We start from the raw sequence: 20,608 nt of genomic DNA on the forward strand, positions 1-20,608 counted from the left end.
TTAATGACTGGTAAGTTTTTCTTTGTGTTTATTTAATTGACGAACGAGCTTATCGACCAGTGAATCGATGGAGGCGTACATAGTATCTTCTTCTGCTGTCGCATGAATTTCCCCCTGGCTGACTCGTAACGTCGCTTCGGCGATATGGTGCACTTTTTCGACGCGTAATACCACATGAACATTAGTGATATGTTCAAAAAATCTCTCTAGCTTCTGAAACTTCGAATGTACGTAGTCTTGCATTGAATCGGTAAGATCAACGTGATGGCCTTGGATATTGATTTGCATAGACTTTCCTTCTTGTTGTGGCCTAGAGCAGGCGTTTACGCTGACTGGAAGGCGCAATTCCCAGAGATTCCCTGTATTTGGCTATCGTCCGTCTTGCGACCTGAATTCCCTGATCAGCTAATAACGCGGCAATTTTACTGTCACTCAATGGCTTAGCGGTGTTTTCCGCTGCAACCAGTTTCTTTATCAGAGCGCGGATTGCCGTAGATGAACACTCTCCGCCGTTGTCAGTACTGACGTGACTGGAGAAGAAATATTTAAGCTCGAAAATACCTCTTGGTGTGTGCATAAATTTCTGAGTTGTCACTCTGGAAATTGTAGATTCATGCATATCGACTGCCAGCGCAATGTCGTTCAGTACCATAGGTTTCATCGCTTCTTCTCCATACTCGAAGAAATCCTGCTGGTGTTCAACAATACAACGCGCAACTTTGAGCAGTGTCTCGTTTCGGCTTTCCAGACTCTTGATCAGCCATTTGGCTTCCTGAAGATTGGTTCGGATAAACTGGCTGTCAGCACTGTTTCCCCGTCCCAGAGAAGCATAATGTTGATTGACTTTCAGGCGAGGGACACTGTCTGGGTTGATCGCAACCACCCATTTTCCCCGATCTTTGAATACGGAGACATCGGGGATGACATATTCGGTTTCATCCGGAGTAATAGAACTGCCGGGGCGAGGGTCTAACTGTTGGATCAGGAGCATGACTTCGCGCAGATCCGCTTCTTTCAGTTTGCTCTCTTTGGTGATTTGTTTGTAATCGCGGTTACCCAGATGGTCAATATGCTGTTCCAGCACCATCTTCGCTTCATTCAGCCATGGGGTACTGTCAGGAAAAGTGGCCAGTTGCAATAACAGGCATTCCTGTAGATTGCGTGACGCTACGCCGAGTGGATCAAACTGTTGAATTCGTTTTAAAACAGCTTCAACCTCATCCAGTTCCACTTCTTCATTATCGACGCTGTCGAGGATCTCGTCGGCAGACAGGGTCAGATAGCCGTAGTCGTCCACAGCATCAATAATTGCAGTAGCAATAGTTCGATCCGTATCAGAAAATGGGGTCAGGTCTAGCTGCCATAGCAGATAATCCTGCAGACTTTGGGTCGTTTCACCCTGATAAATAGGCAGATCGTCATCCAATGCAAGTCCGGTGCTGCCGGTATTAGCACTGTATACGTCATCCCAGGAAGCGTCGATTTCAAGATCGTTACTGATTTCTGATTTTTCGATGATATCTGAACTGTCCGGAGCTTCCGGTTCACTACCGGCTTCGAGATCAGAGTTCAGGTTTTCATTATCGGCAGAAGCGGTTTCTGCCCTCGGGGTATCTCGTTCGGTTTCCGCATCCTGCGCACCGATACTCTCATCCTGACCATCATCAACGTCCAGCAGCGGGTTAGATTCCAATGCTTCCTGGATTTCCTGCTGAAGATCCAGTGTAGACAGCTGCAACAGACGGATTGCCTGCTGCAATTGTGGTGTCATTGCTAATTGTTGGCCTAGCTTGAGTTGTAATGAGGGTTTCATTCAGTATTTACTGCCTTGTTTTCAATAATATTGTGTCAGCACCACTAAGTACGTTATTACCGTATTGATGATTTGCCAACAAAATCCTTTTTGTTGCCTTGTCCTCTATCTAATCATAGACGGAATTGTTCGCCGAGATAAACTTGTTTTACCTGCTCATTATTTAAAACGTGTTCTGGCGAACCTTCTGCAATTAAATGCCCCTGGCTGACGATATAAGCCCGCTCACAAACATCCAGTGTTTCCCGGACATTGTGGTCTGTGATCAGCACCCCCAGCCCCCGATCTCTCAGGTGTTCAATGATCTTCTTGATATCAATAACGGAGATCGGATCCACACCGGCAAAAGGTTCGTCCAGCAGAATAAATTTAGGATTGGCAGCCAGTGCACGGGCAATTTCGACCCGGCGGCGTTCACCACCAGAAAGTGCCATACCTGTGCTTTTTCGGATGTGCTGAATGTTAAACTCATCCAGCAGGTCTTCCATTTTATCCTGCTTGTCTTCCCGGCTGAGTTCACTGCGAGTCTGCAGTACTGCCATGATATTGTCTTCAACCGAAAGCTTACGGAAAATAGAAGCTTCCTGCGGTAGGTAGCCAATCCCCATTTTTGAACGGCTGTGCATAGGTAAGATACTGATATCATTATCGTCGATCAGTATCCGTCCTTCATCACGAGCAACCAGACCGACAATCATATAAAATGAGGTCGTTTTCCCGGCACCGTTAGGCCCCAGTAGCCCGACTATCTGGCCTGATTCGACTTTCAGGCTGACATCTGCCACGACTTTCCGGTTCTTATAGCTTTTTGCCAGGTGTTCTGCTTTTAAAACGGCCATAGGTCTGATTATTGTTCCGGTGAGTTGAGCTGTGCTGGTTGAAGCACAGTAGTTACGCGCTCATTTGTACCACCATCAGCCATCAATTTCTGTGAAGAAATCTTATATGTGATGGTTTTGCCCCGGATAAGACTTTCGTCCTGAGCAAGCTGAGCTTCGTTAATCATAGTGAGCTGATCTTCTTCCACGATGTAATGCAGCTCTTTTGCCTGACCCTTCAGGGTTTTCCCTTCATCGGTTAACTGGGAAAAGGTAGCCGGTTCTCCGAAGGCTTCTATCTGTTTCAGCGCATCGGTCTGTACGTCACGGGTGACGATGACTTTGTCTGCATTTATGCTGATGCTGCCCTGTTTGAGTTTTACATCACCGGTAAAAGTAACACGGCGGCTTTTCATATCCAGATTCTGTGTATCAGAATCGATATAGATAGGTTGTTCTGTATCGCTTGTCAGTGCCTGTGCAGCGGATGTCGCGCACAGACAGGCTATAAGGCTAAGGTGTGAGAGTTTCATATCTAACGTGTACTCTGTCATAAAGGGTTGCAGTATTGTCGCCAAAGTTTCCTTTCATCTTTTGCCCCTGAGTTTCAAAGTCGGGACCTGCGAGTAAAACCTGGTTGTCAGCCCAAAAATCTCTGTTTTTTAAATGAATAACAAGTTTATCAGTTGCCATTGTATCGAAGCTGGCCTCCGGTAAAAGATTTTTCGCTAATATATTGCCCTGCAATGTGAGAATTTGTTCCTGAGTCAGGATCCCTTGCTCGGCTATAATTCGCCATTCTTCCGTATGTCCTTCCCGATATACTGAGAGCACCGGAGAGGTAAAAACGGTATTGCCGCTGCTCGCGTAATGGTCAAGGAAGGCTGATGCTATCCTGTAATTGCGAACCCCGTCTTCGTCGTAGGTAATATTATCGACATCTTGTCCGCTCAGTGTCGGCAGCTCGGAACTGGGGGCTACTTGTTGTGTATCCTGATCCCGCCCGTTATACAGGTAGTAAGTCGAATAAGCTGCAATCAGTAACAGTAACGCATAAATGATACGAGACAAACTCATATACTTAAGCCCTTATGCACATCCAGTTCTCCCCGAGCCTGCAGGATCAGATCGCACACTTCTCGTACTGCTCCGTGTCCCCCTTTAATGCGGGTGACATAATTGGCTCTTTGTGCCAATAGTGGATGACCGTCAGCGACACAGACTCTCAGAGCGACCTTTTCCATAACCGGCCAGTCGATTAGATCATCACCGATATAGGCGGTTTTGTCTGCTGAGATCGCCAGACGGGAACAGATGTCCTGATAGGCTTTGACTTTATCGTCCTGTCCCTGATAGATCAGTGAAATTCCCAGAGCCTGCATCCGATTCTCAACAATCTGTGAGTGACGACCGGTAATAATGGCAACCTCTATCCCGGCCTGCATCAGGGATTTTACCCCATAGCCATCACGGGTATGGAAGGTTTTCAGTTCTTCCCCCTGATTGCCCATATAGATTAATCCATCGGAAAATACGCCATCTACATCGCAGATCAGCAATTTGATCTCTCCGGCAAGAGTCAGGATCTTTTGATCAACAGTGCCATACAGTGTAGAAACGATTTCAGACATGTTTATTTTCTCTTTTTATTCAGTTAGAACCGAAGTTACATAACACCGGCTTTCAGCAAGTCATGCATATGGACAACACCAATCAGCTTATTATTTTCACACAACAGCAGAGAGGTAATACTCTTTTCCTGCATAATATTGACGCCTTCAACTGCCAGCAGAGAAGGTGATGCGACTCTTGGATTTTTGGTCATTACGTCGCCTATGATTGTGGTGTGAATATCGACCTGTTTATCGAGCATCCGGCGTAAATCCCCGTCGGTAAAAATACCGATAACAGCATCTTTATCATCAACAATAGCAGTCATCCCCAGACCTTTTTGCGATATTTCCATCAAAGCATGCTTAATCAGAGCATCAGGAGACACTTTCGGCAGGGCTTCACCTGTATGCATGATGTCTTCCAGCTTCATCAGCAGTTTTCTTCCCAGAGCTCCGCCGGGATGAGACAGGGCAAAGTCTTCTGCGGTAAAACCACGAGCCTGAAGCAGAGCGACTGCCAGAGCATCGCCCATCACCAATGTTGCGGTTGTACTGCTGGTCGGAGCCAGTCCAAGCGGGCAAGCTTCTTTTGGAACGGTGATCTGCAAATGCATATCAGCCAGTTTTGCCATATTCGATTGTGGGTTTCCGGTCATACTGATGATACGGATATTGAGCCTTTTCAGTACCGGAAACAGGGATAAAATTTCATGGGATTCTCCGGAATTGGAGATAGCAATGACAATATCTCCGGCTTCAATCATCCCCAGATCGCCATGTGCAGCTTCACCTGGATGAACAAAAAAAGCAGAAGTACCGGTGCTGGCCAGAGTAGCAGCCAGTTTATTGCCGATATGGCCGGATTTCCCCATTCCCATTACGACAACCTTACCCTGATTATTCAGGATAAGTTCACACGCCTGACTGAAATCATCATTGATATATTGAGACAGTTGCTGAAGAGCCTCGATTTCGGTTTCCAGAACCTGATTGGCGGCTCTGACATAGTCAAAAGAGGGGGTAAGATCACAGCCAGACATGCAATGACACTCCTTTTATACGGTCATATTTAAAAACAGATAAGCCTGATAGGCTGCAAAGCAGACAAAAAACAGGCTACCTTCAATTCGGTTAATGCTACGGGATTTACCCAGAGCAAAAACAACCAGCAGCATGGATACAGCCAGCATTACCCAGAAATCCCGTCCCATAGCAAATTCGCTCAACAGCGATGGGTTGAGAATACCGGGTAAGCCCATCACGGCCAGAATATTAAATACATTGGAACCAATGATATTGCCGACAGCCATATCATCTTCGCCTTTCAGTACTCCGGCCAGAGAAGCGGCCAGTTCAGGAAGGCTGGTACCGATAGCAATAATAGTTAGTCCGATCACCAGATCGCTCATACCAAAATATTTAGCAATGACAACGGCACTGTCGACCAGCGTATCAGCAGCAACAGGCAGAATAATCAGGCCAATAACTACCCACATGGTAGCAATCGGGTTACTTACACCTTCCGGTATTTCTGATTCCTGTTCTTCAATAAAGGCATCACCCTTATTTTTTTCACTACGGCTGATATGCAGCATCATCAGGATAAAAATGGCAAACAGGATAAGCAGCAGTACGCCTTCATAGAATCCCAGATAGTCGTCCCAAAGCAGTGCCCCTGCCGTTAAAGTGACAATAATCATCAGCGGGAGTTCACGCCGAATTACCGCAGAACTGATAGAAAGAGGTTTGATTATGGCAGTAATGCCTAAAATTAAGGCAATATTGGCGATGTTTGAGCCCAGAACATTACCGACAGCTGTATCGGCTTTATCGTTCAGAGCTGCGGTTGCTGAAACCATCATTTCTGGCGCGGAGGATCCCATCGCCAGAATCGTCATACCGATCACCAGCGGAGAAATACCAACATTGCGCGCCAGTGCAGCAGCACCGTAAACGAGCTTGTCTGCACTCCAGACCAAGAATATTAAGCCAATAATAAGTAAAGCAACGGCTTGAAGCATGACGATTCCTACAAATTTACCGAGTTAAACATGTGACCGCTAATTTTGAGGTATAGCGTTATAAAAAGGAAGATAACTTTGAAAAAATCAACAGGCATCAGTCATTATAATCTTATAAAGTGGGCGCATTCTACCCGAATTATGGGTAGAATCGAAACCTTTACTTTACTCTTTTGTCATAGCACATATGATGATGTTTGCTTTTGTATCTATTTCATGTAAATAAGTAAAAGAGCGGTAAGCAGAAGATTTTTACTTGTTGAATAAAAAACGCCAACGCTTTGTCTCCTGAACAGACAGGGCTGAACGAAATGAAGCGAAACCATGACAACCAACTTAGTCACAATAAAAGATCTGACTTTCTCCCGGGGAGAAAGAGCCATCTTTGACAATGTCAGTCTGCAGGTTCCCAAAGGTAAAGTCACTGCCATTATGGGGCCGTCCGGTATTGGAAAGACGACTCTGTTGCGCCTGATCGGCGGCCAGCTTTACCCTGAACAGGGTGAGATCTGGTTTGATGGCGAGAATATTCCGGCACTCGGACGCAAACAACTTTATCAGGCACGGAAAAAAATGAGTATGCTGTTTCAGTCCGGAGCCCTGTTCACCGACCTCACGGTATTTGATAATGTTGCTTTTCCGCTTCGGGAACATACCCAATTACCAGAAACCTTGATCCGAACACTGGTCAAACTGAAGCTGGAAGCTGTCGGCCTGCGTGGGGCGGATGAGCTGATGCCCAGCGAACTGTCTGGCGGTATGGCCAGGCGTGCCGCACTGGCAAGAGCCATTGCTCTCGATCCGGATATGATCATGTACGATGAGCCTTTTGTCGGACAGGATCCCATTACGATGGGCGTGCTGGTGGAGTTGATTCGTAATCTTAATCATGCTCTTGGCGTAACTTCTGTTGTGGTTTCACATGATGTACCGGAAGTTATGAGTATTGCTGACCATGTCTATCTGCTGGCAAATGGTAAGATTATTGCGAGCGGTTCTCCTCAGGCTTTAAGAGATGACCCGGATCCTATGGTGCAACAGTTTTTACAGGGGCATGCGGATGGCCCGGTGCCATTCCGTTTTCCTGCTGCCGGTATTAGTGAGGATCTGTTTAACTATGAATAATGCATTGTTAAATTATCTGGAACAACTGGGCAGCAGAATGCTCAGAATCTGCCATACATGGGGTCGGGCCTCTCTGATGTTGTTTGGTGCAACCGTTAATAAGCCGCAGCCAGTAAAGAATTTTCCTCTGCTTGTCCAGCAATTATACAGTGTTGGTGTTCAGTCCATGGCCATTATTATGGTATCTGGTCTGTTTATTGGTATGGTTCTGAGTCTGCAGGGGTTTGTCGTTCTGATTGATTACGGAGCCGAAGGTAGCCTTGGCCAGATGGTCGCACTCTCTTTGCTAAGAGAGTTGGGGCCTGTGGTAACGGCACTGCTGTTTGCCGGACGAGCCGGATCGGCACTGACGGCAGAAATCGGTCTGATGAAAGCCACAGAGCAGCTTTCCAGCCTGGAAATGATGGCGGTGGATCCGCTGAAAAGGGTCATCGCTCCCCGTTTGTGGGCTGGGTTGATTTCTATGCCTCTGCTGGCCATGATTTTTATGGCTGTCGGTATCTGGGGCGGACAACTGGTTGGCGTTGACTGGAAAGGTATTGATCAGGGTAGCTTCTGGTCATCCATGCAGGCTTCGGTCGAGCTGGGATATGATATTGGTAATAGCCTGGTGAAATGTATTGTATTTGCAATTACCGTCACCTGGATTGCACTATTTAACGGTTACGATGCGGTACCAACGTCAGAAGGTATCAGTAAGGCAACCACGCGGACTGTGGTTCACTCTTCGTTAGCTGTACTCGGGTTAGACTTTGTGCTGACCGCATTGATGTTCGGGAATTAAACATGCAACAGACAAGAAAATTAGAATTGATGGTTGGCGGGTTTGTACTGGCCGGTGTTATTGCAATACTGGTCATGATGTTCAAAGTTGCTAATGTCACCGGGCTAGGTTCCAATGATACCTACCAGCTAAAAGCCTATTTTGACAATATCGGCAGCCTTAAGGTTCGTTCTCCGGTTAAAATCGGTGGTGTGGTCATTGGGCGTGTCAGTGAGATCACTCTGGATACGGAGAACTATGTTCCTGTGGTAACGTTTGATGTCGAGCAGAAGTTCGGATATTTTCCTGAAACTTCCAGTGCTCATATTCTGACTTCCGGTCTGATTGGTGAGCAATATGTCAGTCTGGTTCCCGGTTTTGTGGATGAAGATATTGATATGCTGGGTAACGGGGACGTGATCGAAGATACGAAATCGGCTCTGGTTCTTGAGGATCTGATCGGTCAGGTTCTTTATAGTATCGGTGATTCCGGGGAGGAGTCAGAATGATCCATTTCTGCAGACGGACCGTTAAGTTTCTGGTTTGTATCATGCTTATTTCGTTTGGTGTTCAGGCGCAGTCTGTGGTCGATAAAACCCAGCCTTATGACATGATTAAAGTGGTGGCGGAAAATACTTTTCAGCGTCTGAAAGCTGAGCAGCCACAGATCCAGACGGATCCGGATATTCTCAAGGTGGTTGTTCAGGAAGAGCTGATGCCTTATGTTAATTACCGCTATGCAGCATTAAAACTGCTGGGGCCGAATCTGAAAGGTGCAAACAAAGAGCATGTAAAACAATTTGTGGATGCTTTTCAGAGTTATCTGGTGACTACATATGCTCAGGCACTGACCCTGTATCAGGATCAGGTCATTGAATTTGAACCTAAACAGACGGTGCCTGATGATCGTCGGATCCTGTCTGTTAAGATGGATGTCATCGATGCTCCCCGTCCGAATATCCTGCTGGAATTTAAACTGCGTAAAGATAAGAAAACCAGTGAGTGGGAAGCTTTCGATATGGTTGTGGAGGGCATTAGTATGCTTTCCAGCAAACAGTCAGAATGGAACGGAATGATCCGTAAAGATGGAATTTCTGCTGTCAGTAAGGAACTGGAACGGCTTGCCGCTCAGCCAATTCGTTTTGAAGGCGAGAAGGGTAGTCAGTAATGAGTCAGTGGCAGCAGAAAACACCGCAGTTGTATTGTTTGAATGGTGATCTCAGCAGAGATACGGTTCCGGAACTATGGGGACGCCTGCAAAGCTGGCAGCCTGAAGTGAATGAGGTAGAAGTCTCTCTGGAACAGGTGAAACGTATAGATTCTGCCGGAATGGTGATGTTGATCCATTTGATTGAACATGCGAAATGTTCCGGTTGTCATATAATACTCAGCTTTGTACCGGAACAGCTTCACACTCTGTTCCGGCTGAGTAATATCGAGGCAGTCATGCTCGAACATATTAAAATAAAAAAAGGTTAATCAATGGAAGCTGCTGAAGTAAAGCAAATTCTGGATACTGCATTAGTATTGCAGGAAATTCATGTTAAAGGGGACGGTAGCCAGTTTGAGATAATTGCTGTAGATGCTTGTTTTGAAGCAATGAGCCGTGTCAAAAAACAACAACTAATTTACGCTCCTTTGATGGAACACATTCAAAATAATGATATACATGCCCTTTCTATAAAAACGTTCACACCTGAAGAGTGGGAACGTGATAAAAAGCTGATGTCTTTTTAAGGTTTTTTAATGGATAAGTTTCAAATTAAAGGCTCACGTCGTCCTCTGACGGGTGAGGTTCTTATTTCCGGAGCAAAGAATGCTGCTCTGCCTATTTTATTCGCTTCTATTCTTGCTGAAGAGCCGGTTGAAGTCGCTAATGTCCCTAAATTGCGAGATATCGATACCACCATGGAACTGTTGAAGCGGTTGGGGGCAACAGTAGAACGTAATGGTTCAGTACATGTCGACGGCAGCAATATCAACGAGTATTGTGCTCCGTATGATCTGGTTAAAACGATGCGGGCATCCATCTGGGCATTAGGGCCGCTGGTTGCTCGTTTTGGTAAAGGACAGGTTTCTCTGCCTGGTGGTTGTGCCATTGGTGCCCGGCCGGTTGATCTGCATATTCATGGTCTGGAACAGCTTGGTGCGACCATTACTTTGGATGAAGGCTATGTAAAAGCTGAGGTAGACGGACGCCTTAAAGGGGCGCATATCGTCATGGATAAGGTCAGTGTAGGAGCCACGATTACCATTATGTGTGCTGCTGTTCTAGCTGAAGGTAAAACGGTACTGGATAATGCTGCTCGTGAGCCGGAGATTGTCGATACAGCTAACTTCCTGAATACCATCGGAGCAAAAATATCCGGTGCCGGTAGCGATACCATTACTATTGAAGGGGTAGAACGTCTTGGTGGTGGCAAACATGCTGTTGTGCCGGATCGCATTGAAACCGGAACCTTCCTTGTTGCGGCGGCTGTTTCCGGAGGTAAGATTACCTGTCGCAATACCCGCTCCGGCCTGCTGGAAGCGGTACTGGCGAAGCTGGAAGAAGCCGGAGCCGAAGTAACGACCGGTGATGACTGGATTAGCCTTGATATGACTGGCCGGAAACTGAAAGCTGTTAATATCCGTACCGCACCGCATCCAGGATTCCCTACTGATATGCAGGCGCAGTTTACCTTACTGAATATGGTTGCCCAAGGTGGAGGTGTGATCACCGAAACTATATTTGAAAACCGTTTTATGCATGTGCCTGAATTACAGAGAATGGGTGCAAAAGCTGAAATTGAAGGCAATACCGTTATTTGCGGTGACGTGGAAACGCTGAGTGGGGCTCAGGTAATGGCCACGGATTTGCGCGCTTCTGCCAGTCTGGTGATTGCGGGATGTATCGCTGAAGGCGAAACCATCGTGGATCGTATCTATCATATTGATCGTGGCTACGATAAAATTGAAGACAAGTTATCTGCTTTAGGCGCTGATATTCAGCGTATTCACGGAGCTGGTTAAGATTGGTTCAGCTATTAAAGCCGAAATCTTAAGGTTTCGGCTTTTTTATTTTTAACTTGGAGAGCGGCAGGGATTCTGCTGGAGATAAAAGATGATTGCTTTGTTGCGTATTATTGTGGTCGCAATTTTTGCTGTGCTGATGTTTGTATTTGGCTGTGGGTATTGCCTGATGAGTCCGCGTAACCCGAAGAATGTGTTTGTTATCGGCCGTCTGTTCAGCCGGATTTCTGGCATTTTAGGTTATAAGTTATCGGTTCGTTTACCGGAAAATGCCTATGATCGCGGGCAGCATGTTTATATCGCTAATCATCAGAATACCTGGGATCTGTTTACGGTTTCTGCAGCAGTGACCCCTAAGGTGGTGACTGTTGGTAAAAAAAGTCTGCTGTGGATCCCTTTGTTTGGTCAGATCTACTGGCTGACCGGTAATATTCTTATTGATCGTTTTAACCGGACCAAGGCCGTAGGAACTATAGAGCAGGTTATTCAGAAGATGAAAGGCAGTGATCTTTCTGTGTGGATGTTTCCGGAAGGAACCCGATCCCGCGGGCGAGGCCTGCTTCCGTTTAAAACCGGTGCTTTTCATACCGCTATCGGTGCCGGTGTCCCTATTATTCCTATTGTATGCAGTACAACACAGGGAAAACTGAATCTGAATCAATGGAATAACGGACATGTGATCATTGAGATGCTGCCACCGATCAGTACAGAAGGCTGCACAAAGTCGGATGTACGTAAGCTGGCGGATCAATGCCGGGAGCAAATGGAACAGAAGCTGGCGGAGCTGGATGCTGAAGTCGATCGCCTGAATGTTGGTGGTAAATAAGAATACGGATGAACTGTTTGAATTTTGATATGGATTCCCACGCAGTTGCGTGGGAATTTTTTTGCTCTATTTGCGTACCGCAATTGCCTCAATTTCAATCTTTACATCTTTAGGCAGTCGGGCTACTTCTACACAGGAACGTGCCGGGTAGTTTGCTACACCGTGTTCATCGAAAAAGTTTCCGTATACTTGGTTAACGGTTCCGAAATCAGCCAGATCCTTTACAAATACAGTCATTTTTACGATATCGCTGACAGACAGGCCTGATGATTCAACAACGGCCTTTACATTGTCCAGAGACTGACGAGCCTGCTTGGCAACATCTTCAGCGACAATCTCACCGGTTGCCGGAACAACCGGGATCTGACCTGACGTCATTACCATATTGCCAAGGTCAACGCCCTGAACATATGGGCCGATAGCCGCTGGAGCCTGTTCTGTGTGTAAAACTTTAGTCATTATGTATCCTTTTTAATGAGCTTTGTTGTGCAGGACAGTTTGCAGCGACATGCCTGTCAGGTCAAAAGTTTTTTCTGCCTGATTATGCAGGCACTCCCAGTCGGCTGCGTACCACTTCCTCACAGGCATCGATATGGTTGATATCGCGGGGAGCAACCATTACGGTATCGTTACCTCCGACTGTACCTAAGATTTCTTTATGTGGCTGTACATCAATAAGGCGTGCAACCAGTTGGGCACAACCGGGGTGTGTCCGGACAACCACCACCAGTTGATTGTGAGTAATAAACTCTATCTGAGACGCGATAGAGGAATTTACCCGTACATCTTCACTTTCTACTGTCAGACAGTACACTTTTTTGCCGTACGCATTCGGTATTTTCGCTACATTCAAACGGGATAATAACCGGGAAACTGTGGATTGGCTGACATCCAGAAATCCCTGAGTGATCAGTGCGGTGCGGATATCGTCCTGTGTGGTAAAGCTCTGTTGTTGCAGTAAGCGTTTACAGGCTGCTGTGATATTTTCTTCATGTGCGCAGTCATGGGGCTGAGCCGATATATCTGTATAAGACATACTCGATTCCTTATAGCAAATAAGAGACCAGTGTTACTCGAGTTTTCGTTATCGGGCCTGGTATAAATGAACCATAGGTATAAACGAATCAGATGTGATTTCTGAGTAGCTCTGTTTTTAATGATTTGTTAAGTATATCAGCGTGCTCTGGTGGGTTTATTGATATGGCTCACCAAAAAAAACACTGAAATATTGCGTTTTTATAGTGTTATTGACTGAATTCTTATGCGGAGATAAGCGGGTTTTATTCCTGTTTTCGGAGACGTTTAATACAGAGCACTTCAGGAGTGCTCTGTATTACAGTTATATTAGCTTTCGGTCATAATTTCCCGGGAGAATACTTTTTCACAGTACTTACATTTCAGCTGTATATTGTTTGCTTTTTCAACCACTTTAAAGCTGCTTTCTACTGGCTCGCCGTGGGTAATGCAGTTGCTGTTCGGGCATTTAAATACCCCCAGAATCTGTTCCGGCAGCGAGAGTACCAGCTTTCTGGTGACTTCATAATTTTCTATCTGATTTACGGTTGCATGTGGTGCATACAGAGCCAGTTGGTTAGCCTGTTCTTCCGTAATATAAGTATTTTCTACTTTGATCAGATCCTTGGCTCCCAGAGCGGAAGACGGGAGGTTCAGACCCATGGTAATGCGCTGATTGCTGTTATCCATACCAAATAGCTTTAATACTTTGATACCGATATGTGCTGGAATATGATCGATAACAGAACCATTTTTGATAGCTTCAACCTGTAGCTTTGTTTTATTCGACATGATGCATCCTCTCCTTACAGTTCTTCGTTCAGTACCAGTGCAAGTAGCGCCTGGCGGGCATACACGCCATTTTCTGCTTGCTGGAAATAATAGGCATACGGGGTTTTATCCACCGCTATTGTGATTTCATCTACACGAGGAAGCGGATGCAGTACTTTCAGATTATTCTTGGCCTGTTCCAGCATATCGGCATCCAGAATAAAAGCGGATTTAATATGAGCATATTCTGATTCATCAAAACGTTCTTTCTGCACCCGGGTCATGTATAGGATATCCAGTTCAGGAATGACGCTCTCCATATCTTTGTGAAGACTGTATGGGATCCCTGCTTCATCCAGTTCTTCATAGATGTAGTCCGGCATTGCCAGTGCTTCCGGTGCGATAAAGAAGAAACGGTTATTATCAAACTTAGCCAGTGCTTGAGTCAGTGAGTGAACGGTGCGACCGTATTTCAGGTCACCTACCAGAGCGACATTCAGGTTGTCCAGACGGCCTTGTGTTTCATAGATGGAGAAGAGATCAAGCAGAGTCTGGGTCGGGTGCTGGTTAGCTCCGTCGCCGCCATTAACGACAGGAACGCCGTTGGAAAACTCAGAAGCCAGTCGGGCTGCTCCTTCCTGTGGATGGCGCATGACAAAAGCATCAACATAAGAGGAAATGACTTGTACAGAGTCAGCTAGTGTTTCGCCTTTTTTAGCCAGAGATGTGTTACCACCGCTGTCAAAACCGATCACTGTCCCTCCCAGACGTTGAATAGAGGTTTCAAAAGAGAGGCGGGTTCGGGTGGATGGCTCAAAAAAACAACTGGCAACAACCTTATTTTTCAGTAATTCCGGATTCGGCTTTGCTTTTAATTTTCCGGCCGTATTGACGATGAGTTCAAGTTCGCTTCTGTTTAACTCCGGGATGGAAATGATATGTTTTTTATATAGCGAATGCGCCATGGTTCTCTTCCCTCTTGTTATCTGTTAAAAGATGTTTTGTGTCTGGAAACGTCCTGAATACAGAACAAAAAAAAGCCCCCTTAAACAAGGAGGCTTAATTTTTCCGGAAAAGAAAAATAGAAACGGGTAACCACAGATTCTGGTCGGTAACCGGCGATATTGTGTTGACACACAAGGCTCATTTTCTATCTCTCCCCAGACAAATTGCAGAGGATTATACCTCTATCTTTTGTGAAGGCAAGCGATTGCGTAACCTATTCATAAGATGAAAAATTATGCACTGAAAGTTAGAGTGCTTTTACTCTGTTTTCCCTTTATTATCAGTTTGTTAGTTGGTTTTTATTGATGTTTGAATGAAAAAAATGCCAGCTTGGGAAGCTGACATTTTGTCGGTATTACAGATAAAAATGGAATGATTTTAAGTTAATCGCCTAATGTGGCAACCATAACTGCCTTAATGGTATGCATACGGTTTTCTGCTTCGTCAAAGACGATAGAGTAGTCCGATTCAAAGACTTCTTCGGTGACTTCCAGTCCTTTCATACCATATTTTTCAGCGACTTCTTTACCTACGGTTGTTTCATCGTTGTGGAAAGCAGGTAGACAGTGCATAAACTTCACGTGAGGATTACCCGTTGCTTTGATCATATCCATATTGACCTGATATGGTGTCATCAGCTTCACGCGCTCATCCCATGCGTCTTTAGATTCACCCATGGAAACCCATACGTCGGTGTATAGAAAATCACAGCCTTTTACGCCTTCAGCGACATCTTCGGTTAGAGTAATTTTAGCTCCTGTCTCTGCAGCAATGTTGCGACAGGTTGCCAGCAGTTCTTCTTCTGGCCAGAATTGTTTAGGGGCAACAAGGCGGATATCCATCCCCATTTTGGCTGCACCGACCATCAGGGAGTTCCCCATATTGTTACGGGCATCGCCGAGATAGGCAAAAGTTATTTCATGCAATTTTTTTCCACGGGCAAATTCCTGCATGGTCAGAAAATCTGCCAGAATCTGGGTTGGATGGAATTCATCAGTCAGTCCATTCCATACTGGTACACCTGCATATTCACCCAGTTCTTCGACAATAGACTGACCAAAGCCACGATACTCAATACCATCATACATACGGCCAAGTACCCGGGCGGTATCTTTCATGGATTCTTTATGACCGATCTGTGAACCGGAAGGGCCTAAGTAGGAAACTTGGGCTCCCTGATCAAATGCGGCGACTTCAAAAGCACAACGGGTGCGGGTGGAGGTTTTTTCAAAGATCAGGGCAATATTTTTTCCCTTCAGGTGAGGCTGTTCATAACCTGCGTATTTTGCTTTTTTTAGTTCGGCAGACAGATCCAGAAGATGCTGAATTTCACGAGGAGTGAAGTCCAGAAGCTTCAGAAAATTACGGTTGCGAAGATTGAAAGCCATGTTGTATTCCTCTTATTAAAACTTTTTCGACGGTTACCGCGGCAGGCTGCTTAATGTGGCTGCAGCGGTAACCGAATTCGTTATTACTATGTGTATCTTATTTAGATTAAAAAGTGAATAAATATTCTATATTTTTGCAATAATATTTGTTCCAGCTTCGCCGCGAAGGATACGCAGGCCATCCTCCAGTGAACCAATTCCAACCAGTTTTCCACCTGCTTTTATAAACTCGCATGAAGCATCAATTTTAGGGCCCATCGAACCTGCATCAAACGAGTATTCTGCCAATTGAGCTGGTGTGGTTTTATGCAGAGCTTCCTGAGTAGGTTTTCCCCAGTCGATATATACGGCATCGGCATCGGTCAATATCAGTAATGCATCGGCATTCAGTTGTCTGGCAAGGAAAGCGGCTGACATATCTTTATCAATGACAGCTTCAACTCCCAGCAGCTTACCATGTTCATGTTTCACTGGTATGCCACCGCCACCAGTACAGATCACAAGGTGATTTTCTTTTATCAGCGTTGTGATCGCATCCCGCTCGATAATACCCGTAGGCTTAGGACTCGGAACGACACGGCGGAAATGCTTACCATCCGGTTTTACTGTCCAGCAGTATTTTTCAGCCAGTACCCGGGCTTCTGCTTCTTCGTAAACCGGTCCGATCGGTTTAGTCGGATTGGCAAAGGCTGGGTCAGCAGGATTAACCGTCATCTGTGTCAGCATACAGGTAACTTCTTTCTCCGGAAGGATATTTTTTAGTTCCTGCATTAGCATATAGCCGATCATGCCCTGTGTTTCAGATCCCAGAACGTCCAGCGGATAGGGATTCACTTTTTTATATTCCAGTCCTTGCAGAGCCAGTAAGCCGACCTGTGGGCCATTTCCGTGCACCAGAACTACGTTATATTCTTTGGCAATGGCTGCTATAGTTTGTGCGGCAATCGCGATATTGTGCCGCTGGGTTTCTGCTTCCAGCGGTTCTCCCCGGCGCAGCAGAGCATTTCCGCCGAGGGCTACGACAACAGTTGGTTTTGTCATAATCTGTCTCACTTGTTATTGTTTTTTATTACCATCTGAAAGAGGATGTTTGGCTCAGATGCCATCTCGTTCGATCGGACAGCTCATACAACGGGCTCCGCCGCGGCCTCGTCCCAGTTCATCGCCAGGAATCGGTAGTACGGTAATACCGGCTTTATCATATTTTTCATTGGTATAAGTGTTACGTTCATAGCCAACAACCACTCCGGGTCTGATGGTCAGTACATTGTTGGCATCGTTCCACTGTTCACGTTCTGCTTCGAAACTGTCACCGCCGGTGGTGATCAGGTTAAGCTGACCGACACCGAGTGCTTTTTCGATTGCTGTGACGAAATAGCCTTCTTCTTTTACGTTTACTGAGCCGGATTCATCACCGGTCAGGCTCCAGCATTTCACATCCTTACGTACCACTTCCGGGTAGATGGAGAATGTATCTTCACGCATGTGGGTCATTACGGTATCCAGATGCATACAGGAGCGGTGTTTCGGCAGCTCTATAGCAATCACCTGTGTTGCCTGTCCGTGCTTGAACAGACCGGAAGCCAGTTGTTCTACACCTTGAGGAGTCGTTCTTTCTGACATACCGATTAGTACAGAACCTTTACCGATAACCAATACATCACCGCCTTCTATGGTGGACAGGTCATAGTTTTTCTCTTCATCACCGAAGTATTTGATGAAACTCTGTCCGGCGAATGTCGGATGCCAGCGGTAGATAGCGCGCAGATGGTTGGTTTCCCGCTGACGGGCTCGTTTTGCCATTGGGTTGATGGACACTCCACCGTATACCCAGCATGAGGTATCCCGGGTGAACAGGTGGTTAGGCAGCGGTTTGATAATAAAATCATCTTTGTCATGGATACCGCGCATCATTGAACCGGAAGGAATAGGCAGTTCTCCGTAACTCAATCCTCCCAGCAATACAGAGGCCAGTTCGTTATTGCTTAGATCGCCAAGGTAGCAGCGAACATCACCGGCAAAACGGGGGCCAAAGCGATAAGGGGAGACCTGGCTGGATAACAGCCAGTCTTTTGCTTCCGGAATAGCCAGAGTTTCTGCAAGAAGATTCTGCAACAGAAGAACTTCGATACCTTCACGGCTCAGTGTATTGGCAAAGGCATCGTGTTCTTTTCCGGCAGATTCTACAGACAGTACATCATCAAATAATAAGTCCTGGCAGTTTGATGGTGTTAAATGACTGAGTGCCCGTTCAGGACGGTGCAGTAAAACACGGCGTAACTGGCCTATTTCGGAACCAACGTAAAGATCACTCATAATTTTTCTCTCTATATCTAAATCGATTATTAACCAGATATTTTCCGGTCATTGGTGGTTAAATAAATATCAATGAAGATATTTATTTAACCCTTGAGTTATGTATAAAACTAATTTAGTTGTGTAAGTGGAAATATTATTTATTATTTCAGAATATTTATTTAAATCATGGCTCCAATACTTAGCATTGCCATAATTAACAGGGTGAGTATACCCAGTAGCGGTGCCACCCATTTTACCCAGCGTACATAGGGAACCCGTGCAATAGCCAGACCACCCATAACAACAGCCGATGTCGGTGTCATTAAGTTCACAATGCCGGATGCTGACTGATAGGCTGTAACAACCAGTTCCCGTCCTACACCGGCAAAATCAGCCAGAGGAGCCATAATGGGCATGGTCAGTACGGCTAGTCCTGAGGATGAAGGTACGAGGAAGGACAGCAGGATTTCCAGCCAGTACATCACATTGATAAAAATGATGGAGGAAAGTCCGGTGACAGCCTGCTCCGCAGAATACAGAATCGTATCTGTGATCATTCCTCTGTCCATAATCACCACGATACCACGGGCGATACCGATTATGAGTGCAACGCCAAGCAAATCTCTGGCACCATCGATAAAACTGGTGGTGAATTCTTCTTCGCTCAGACGGGCGATAAGACCGATAATAATAGTGGATGCAAGGAACATGGCTGAAATTTCTGCCATCCACCATCCTGCAACGGCTACGCCATAAATCATGGTAGCGAAAGAGGCTCCGAAGACCAGCAGAATAAGTTTATGCGTACCAGTAAAAGTCAGTTGTTCTCCACTTTTGTCTCCCAGAAAATGATGTTTATTCTCTTCATATTTATCGTATACGATAGAGCAGCTCTGATCCGCTCGTACCTTTTTGGCATAGCGCATCACATAGGCGACACAAATACCCCAGCCGAGAGCCAGCATTGCGACACGTAGCAGCATTCCGTCAGTAAAAGGGATACTGGCGGCGTTGGCTGCAATTACCGTTGCAAACGGGTTGATGGTTGAGCCCAGAGTACCGATGCCTGCGCCAAGCAGTACTGTTGCTGCGGCAACGACAGGGTCAAAGCGGGCAGCCATCATTACCGGCACCAGTAGGGTATAGAAGGGAAGGGATTCTTCTGCCATACCGTAAATTGTTCCTCCGGCAGCAAACAGAGCCATCAGTATCGGGATCATCAGTTCTTCCCGTCCTTCCAGCTTGTGGGTAACCCTCTCGATTCCTGCATCGATGGCTCCTGTCTTGGTTACCAGTCCAAGAAATCCGCCGATGACCAGAATAAACAGGGAAACATCAATGGCAGCGGCTTCATAAGAGCTATGGTCGTAAAAACCGTCAATCGGTGCCAACAGCACATCAATCACTCCCTGAGGATTACTTTCTACTGATTGATAGGTGCCGGTCACGGGGACTTCGCGTCCCAGTTCTTCATTCATTACTCTGTCGTACTGTCCGGCAGGTATTAACCAGGTCATGAGTGCAACAAGGGCGATTAGGACGAATAAAATGGTATAGGCTGAAGGAAACTTAAAGTTAGCGAATAAACTGCTTTTTCCTTCGTTATTTACTGTTTGGGTTGTCATATTTTTTCTCCTTCCCTGAATTAAATAATAAATTCAGGGTGTATGAAGCCACGCTAAATTTATTTAACGTGAATTCGGGCAGAATAATTTAATGTGTATAAGTGTGTTTCAGTATTGAGTAATTCTTTTCCTTTATTCTTTTAATATTTTGTTGGATTAATTTATAGGAAGATCTTAGCGCTATAAATTCCTGTGAACTTTGGTATTTATCACACTTTTTTTTGTATAAACAAAGGCTGAAATATAGGCAGAAAATGGATGTGATGGATTATTCATGAATAAACAGCAAAATATGTGGTGGGTATTTTCTGCATAAATTACAGAAATATGCAGGCTCATAAGCCTTAAACGCTGTTATGACAGGGGATCTGGAAGCTGAAATGGTACCTGAACTGTTATTTATTCTGTTTTTTGCGAAAAATCCGCAATGAGTGAATGAATAAAAGCAAAAAGCCGGGAATATTATGCATATTCACCCGGCTTTGGAGAAAAATAGTTTTCGTTAAGAAATAGTTG

At 45.6% G+C, this 20,608-nt stretch carries 24 protein-coding genes; 8 read left to right on the forward strand and 16 right to left on the reverse strand.

The features are described 5' to 3' along the window. The 8 genes from hpf to CSW98_RS12650 form a co-directional block, all read right to left on the reverse strand. Positions 1 to 288, reverse strand: coding sequence for a ribosome hibernation promoting factor (hpf, locus tag CSW98_RS12615; protein WP_100800838.1), 288 nt, complete (start codon positions 286 to 288; stop codon positions 1 to 3). A 22-nt stretch (positions 289 to 310) separates the two neighbouring features. Then, positions 311 to 1,813 (reverse strand): RNA polymerase factor sigma-54, encoded by a 1,503-nt coding sequence (locus CSW98_RS12620; RefSeq protein WP_100800839.1) that lies wholly within the window; start codon positions 1,811 to 1,813, stop codon positions 311 to 313. Positions 1,814 to 1,926: 113 nt separating this feature from the next. Next, on the reverse strand, positions 1,927 to 2,652 hold the full coding sequence (lptB, locus tag CSW98_RS12625; protein ID WP_100800840.1) for an LPS export ABC transporter ATP-binding protein: 726 nt from the start codon (positions 2,650 to 2,652) through the stop codon (positions 1,927 to 1,929). An 8-nt stretch (positions 2,653 to 2,660) separates the two neighbouring features. Beyond that, positions 2,661 to 3,164, reverse strand: coding sequence for a lipopolysaccharide transport periplasmic protein LptA (gene lptA, locus CSW98_RS12630; RefSeq protein WP_100800841.1), 504 nt, complete (start codon positions 3,162 to 3,164; stop codon positions 2,661 to 2,663). Further along, positions 3,145 to 3,708, reverse strand: coding sequence for an LPS export ABC transporter periplasmic protein LptC (gene lptC, locus CSW98_RS12635; protein ID WP_100800842.1), 564 nt, complete (start codon positions 3,706 to 3,708; stop codon positions 3,145 to 3,147). Before lptC ends, lptA begins: the two co-directional genes overlap by 20 nt. Continuing rightward, positions 3,705 to 4,262 carry a 3-deoxy-manno-octulosonate-8-phosphatase KdsC gene (gene kdsC, locus CSW98_RS12640; protein ID WP_100800843.1) on the reverse strand — a complete coding sequence of 186 codons (558 nt, stop codon included), beginning with the start codon at positions 4,260 to 4,262 and terminating at the stop codon, positions 3,705 to 3,707. The genes lptC and kdsC overlap by 4 nt, the downstream gene beginning before the upstream one ends. 35 nt (positions 4,263 to 4,297) lie before the next feature. After that, positions 4,298 to 5,284 carry an arabinose-5-phosphate isomerase KdsD gene (gene kdsD, locus CSW98_RS12645; protein ID WP_100800844.1) on the reverse strand — a complete coding sequence of 329 codons (987 nt, stop codon included), beginning with the start codon at positions 5,282 to 5,284 and terminating at the stop codon, positions 4,298 to 4,300. A 15-nt stretch (positions 5,285 to 5,299) separates the two neighbouring features. Further along, positions 5,300 to 6,265 (reverse strand): calcium/sodium antiporter, encoded by a 966-nt coding sequence (locus CSW98_RS12650; protein WP_100800845.1) that lies wholly within the window; start codon positions 6,263 to 6,265, stop codon positions 5,300 to 5,302. A 324-nt stretch (positions 6,266 to 6,589) separates the two neighbouring features. Here CSW98_RS12650 and mlaF point away from each other — a divergent pair, with 324 nt between their 5' ends. The 8 genes from mlaF (at position 6,590) to CSW98_RS12690 (ending at position 11,991) form a co-directional block, all read left to right on the forward strand. Next, positions 6,590 to 7,390, forward strand: coding sequence for a phospholipid ABC transporter ATP-binding protein MlaF (mlaF, locus tag CSW98_RS12655; RefSeq protein WP_100800846.1), 801 nt, complete (start codon positions 6,590 to 6,592; stop codon positions 7,388 to 7,390). Next, positions 7,383 to 8,174, forward strand: a complete 792-nt coding sequence (mlaE, locus tag CSW98_RS12660; protein WP_100800847.1) for a lipid asymmetry maintenance ABC transporter permease subunit MlaE — start codon at positions 7,383 to 7,385, stop codon at positions 8,172 to 8,174. The genes mlaF and mlaE overlap by 8 nt, the downstream gene beginning before the upstream one ends. A gap of 2 nt (positions 8,175 to 8,176) precedes the next feature. Next, positions 8,177 to 8,662 (forward strand): outer membrane lipid asymmetry maintenance protein MlaD, encoded by a 486-nt coding sequence (gene mlaD / locus CSW98_RS12665; RefSeq protein ID WP_100800848.1) that lies wholly within the window; start codon positions 8,177 to 8,179, stop codon positions 8,660 to 8,662. Positions 8,663 to 8,703: 41 nt separating this feature from the next. Then, the gene (locus tag CSW98_RS12670) at positions 8,704 to 9,321 is read left to right on the forward strand and encodes an ABC transporter substrate-binding protein (RefSeq protein ID WP_232733530.1); all 618 of its coding nucleotides are present in this window, start codon (positions 8,704 to 8,706) and stop codon (positions 9,319 to 9,321) included. Next, complete coding sequence (locus CSW98_RS12675) at positions 9,321 to 9,632, forward strand: STAS domain-containing protein (RefSeq protein WP_100800850.1); 312 nt, start codon at positions 9,321 to 9,323, stop codon at positions 9,630 to 9,632. Before CSW98_RS12670 ends, CSW98_RS12675 begins: the two co-directional genes overlap by 1 nt. 3 nt (positions 9,633 to 9,635) lie before the next feature. Further along, a complete protein-coding gene (gene ibaG, locus CSW98_RS12680; protein WP_100800851.1) occupies positions 9,636 to 9,890 on the forward strand; it encodes a BolA family iron metabolism protein IbaG in 255 nt (84 codons plus the stop codon). Positions 9,891 to 9,899: 9 nt separating this feature from the next. Further along, positions 9,900 to 11,165 (forward strand): UDP-N-acetylglucosamine 1-carboxyvinyltransferase, encoded by a 1,266-nt coding sequence (gene murA / locus CSW98_RS12685; protein WP_100800852.1) that lies wholly within the window; start codon positions 9,900 to 9,902, stop codon positions 11,163 to 11,165. A 91-nt stretch (positions 11,166 to 11,256) separates the two neighbouring features. Beyond that, positions 11,257 to 11,991 carry a 1-acylglycerol-3-phosphate O-acyltransferase gene (locus tag CSW98_RS12690; protein ID WP_100800853.1) on the forward strand — a complete coding sequence of 245 codons (735 nt, stop codon included), beginning with the start codon at positions 11,257 to 11,259 and terminating at the stop codon, positions 11,989 to 11,991. Positions 11,992 to 12,057: 66 nt separating this feature from the next. Here CSW98_RS12690 and CSW98_RS12695 read toward each other — a convergent pair whose 3' ends face one another. From CSW98_RS12695 to CSW98_RS12730, 8 genes are all read right to left on the reverse strand, one after another. After that, positions 12,058 to 12,450: a RidA family protein gene (locus CSW98_RS12695; protein ID WP_100800854.1), complete on the reverse strand. Its 393-nt coding sequence runs from the start codon at positions 12,448 to 12,450 to the stop codon at positions 12,058 to 12,060. Positions 12,451 to 12,532: 82 nt separating this feature from the next. Beyond that, positions 12,533 to 13,027, reverse strand: a complete 495-nt coding sequence (locus tag CSW98_RS12700) for an arginine repressor (RefSeq protein WP_100800855.1) — start codon at positions 13,025 to 13,027, stop codon at positions 12,533 to 12,535. 308 nt (positions 13,028 to 13,335) lie between these two features. Then, a complete protein-coding gene (gene pyrI / locus CSW98_RS12705; RefSeq protein WP_100800856.1) occupies positions 13,336 to 13,797 on the reverse strand; it encodes an aspartate carbamoyltransferase regulatory subunit in 462 nt (153 codons plus the stop codon). A 14-nt stretch (positions 13,798 to 13,811) separates the two neighbouring features. Further along, positions 13,812 to 14,741, reverse strand: coding sequence for an aspartate carbamoyltransferase (gene pyrB, locus CSW98_RS12710; protein ID WP_100800857.1), 930 nt, complete (start codon positions 14,739 to 14,741; stop codon positions 13,812 to 13,814). Between the two features lie 423 nt (positions 14,742 to 15,164). Then, entirely contained in the window at positions 15,165 to 16,169 is a 1,005-nt protein-coding gene (locus CSW98_RS12715) for an ornithine carbamoyltransferase (protein WP_100800858.1), read from the reverse strand. A gap of 126 nt (positions 16,170 to 16,295) precedes the next feature. Beyond that, on the reverse strand, positions 16,296 to 17,210 hold the full coding sequence (gene arcC, locus CSW98_RS12720) for a carbamate kinase (protein ID WP_100800859.1): 915 nt from the start codon (positions 17,208 to 17,210) through the stop codon (positions 16,296 to 16,298). A gap of 54 nt (positions 17,211 to 17,264) precedes the next feature. Continuing rightward, positions 17,265 to 18,485, reverse strand: coding sequence for an arginine deiminase (gene arcA, locus CSW98_RS12725; RefSeq protein ID WP_100800860.1), 1,221 nt, complete (start codon positions 18,483 to 18,485; stop codon positions 17,265 to 17,267). 161 nt (positions 18,486 to 18,646) lie between these two features. Next, positions 18,647 to 20,092, reverse strand: a complete 1,446-nt coding sequence (locus tag CSW98_RS12730) for a YfcC family protein (RefSeq protein WP_100800861.1) — start codon at positions 20,090 to 20,092, stop codon at positions 18,647 to 18,649. Between the last annotated feature and the right edge of the window lie 516 nt (positions 20,093 to 20,608).

The sequence above is a fragment of the Vibrio sp. HA2012 genome (genome assembly GCF_002812955.1).
Classification (GTDB): Bacteria; Pseudomonadota; Gammaproteobacteria; order Enterobacterales; family Vibrionaceae; genus Vibrio.

Coding starts and splice junctions, on each gene's coding strand:
- kdsC (WP_100800843.1), bottom strand. CDS start 4,262: ATGTCTGAAATCGTTTCTACACTGTATGGCACTGTTGATCAAAAGATC.
- CSW98_RS12670 (WP_232733530.1), top strand. CDS start 8,704: ATGCTTATTTCGTTTGGTGTTCAGGCGCAGTCTGTGGTCGATAAAACC.
- CSW98_RS12700 (WP_100800855.1), bottom strand. CDS start 13,027: ATGTCTTATACAGATATATCGGCTCAGCCCCATGACTGCGCACATGAA.
- lptC (WP_100800842.1), bottom strand. CDS start 3,708: ATGAGTTTGTCTCGTATCATTTATGCGTTACTGTTACTGATTGCAGCT.
- CSW98_RS12620 (WP_100800839.1), bottom strand. CDS start 1,813: ATGAAACCCTCATTACAACTCAAGCTAGGCCAACAATTAGCAATGACA.
- arcC (WP_100800859.1), bottom strand. CDS start 17,210: ATGACAAAACCAACTGTTGTCGTAGCCCTCGGCGGAAATGCTCTGCTG.
- mlaF (WP_100800846.1), top strand. CDS start 6,590: ATGACAACCAACTTAGTCACAATAAAAGATCTGACTTTCTCCCGGGGA.
- mlaD (WP_100800848.1), top strand. CDS start 8,177: ATGCAACAGACAAGAAAATTAGAATTGATGGTTGGCGGGTTTGTACTG.
- CSW98_RS12730 (WP_100800861.1), bottom strand. CDS start 20,092: ATGACAACCCAAACAGTAAATAACGAAGGAAAAAGCAGTTTATTCGCT.
- pyrI (WP_100800856.1), bottom strand. CDS start 13,797: ATGTCGAATAAAACAAAGCTACAGGTTGAAGCTATCAAAAATGGTTCT.
- CSW98_RS12715 (WP_100800858.1), bottom strand. CDS start 16,169: ATGGCTTTCAATCTTCGCAACCGTAATTTTCTGAAGCTTCTGGACTTC.
- CSW98_RS12675 (WP_100800850.1), top strand. CDS start 9,321: ATGAGTCAGTGGCAGCAGAAAACACCGCAGTTGTATTGTTTGAATGGT.
- CSW98_RS12695 (WP_100800854.1), bottom strand. CDS start 12,450: ATGACTAAAGTTTTACACACAGAACAGGCTCCAGCGGCTATCGGCCCA.
- kdsD (WP_100800844.1), bottom strand. CDS start 5,284: ATGTCTGGCTGTGATCTTACCCCCTCTTTTGACTATGTCAGAGCCGCC.
- murA (WP_100800852.1), top strand. CDS start 9,900: ATGGATAAGTTTCAAATTAAAGGCTCACGTCGTCCTCTGACGGGTGAG.
- CSW98_RS12690 (WP_100800853.1), top strand. CDS start 11,257: ATGATTGCTTTGTTGCGTATTATTGTGGTCGCAATTTTTGCTGTGCTG.
- lptB (WP_100800840.1), bottom strand. CDS start 2,652: ATGGCCGTTTTAAAAGCAGAACACCTGGCAAAAAGCTATAAGAACCGG.
- pyrB (WP_100800857.1), bottom strand. CDS start 14,741: ATGGCGCATTCGCTATATAAAAAACATATCATTTCCATCCCGGAGTTA.
- CSW98_RS12650 (WP_100800845.1), bottom strand. CDS start 6,265: ATGCTTCAAGCCGTTGCTTTACTTATTATTGGCTTAATATTCTTGGTC.
- hpf (WP_100800838.1), bottom strand. CDS start 288: ATGCAAATCAATATCCAAGGCCATCACGTTGATCTTACCGATTCAATG.
- lptA (WP_100800841.1), bottom strand. CDS start 3,164: ATGAAACTCTCACACCTTAGCCTTATAGCCTGTCTGTGCGCGACATCC.
- mlaE (WP_100800847.1), top strand. CDS start 7,383: ATGAATAATGCATTGTTAAATTATCTGGAACAACTGGGCAGCAGAATG.
- ibaG (WP_100800851.1), top strand. CDS start 9,636: ATGGAAGCTGCTGAAGTAAAGCAAATTCTGGATACTGCATTAGTATTG.
- arcA (WP_100800860.1), bottom strand. CDS start 18,485: ATGAGTGATCTTTACGTTGGTTCCGAAATAGGCCAGTTACGCCGTGTT.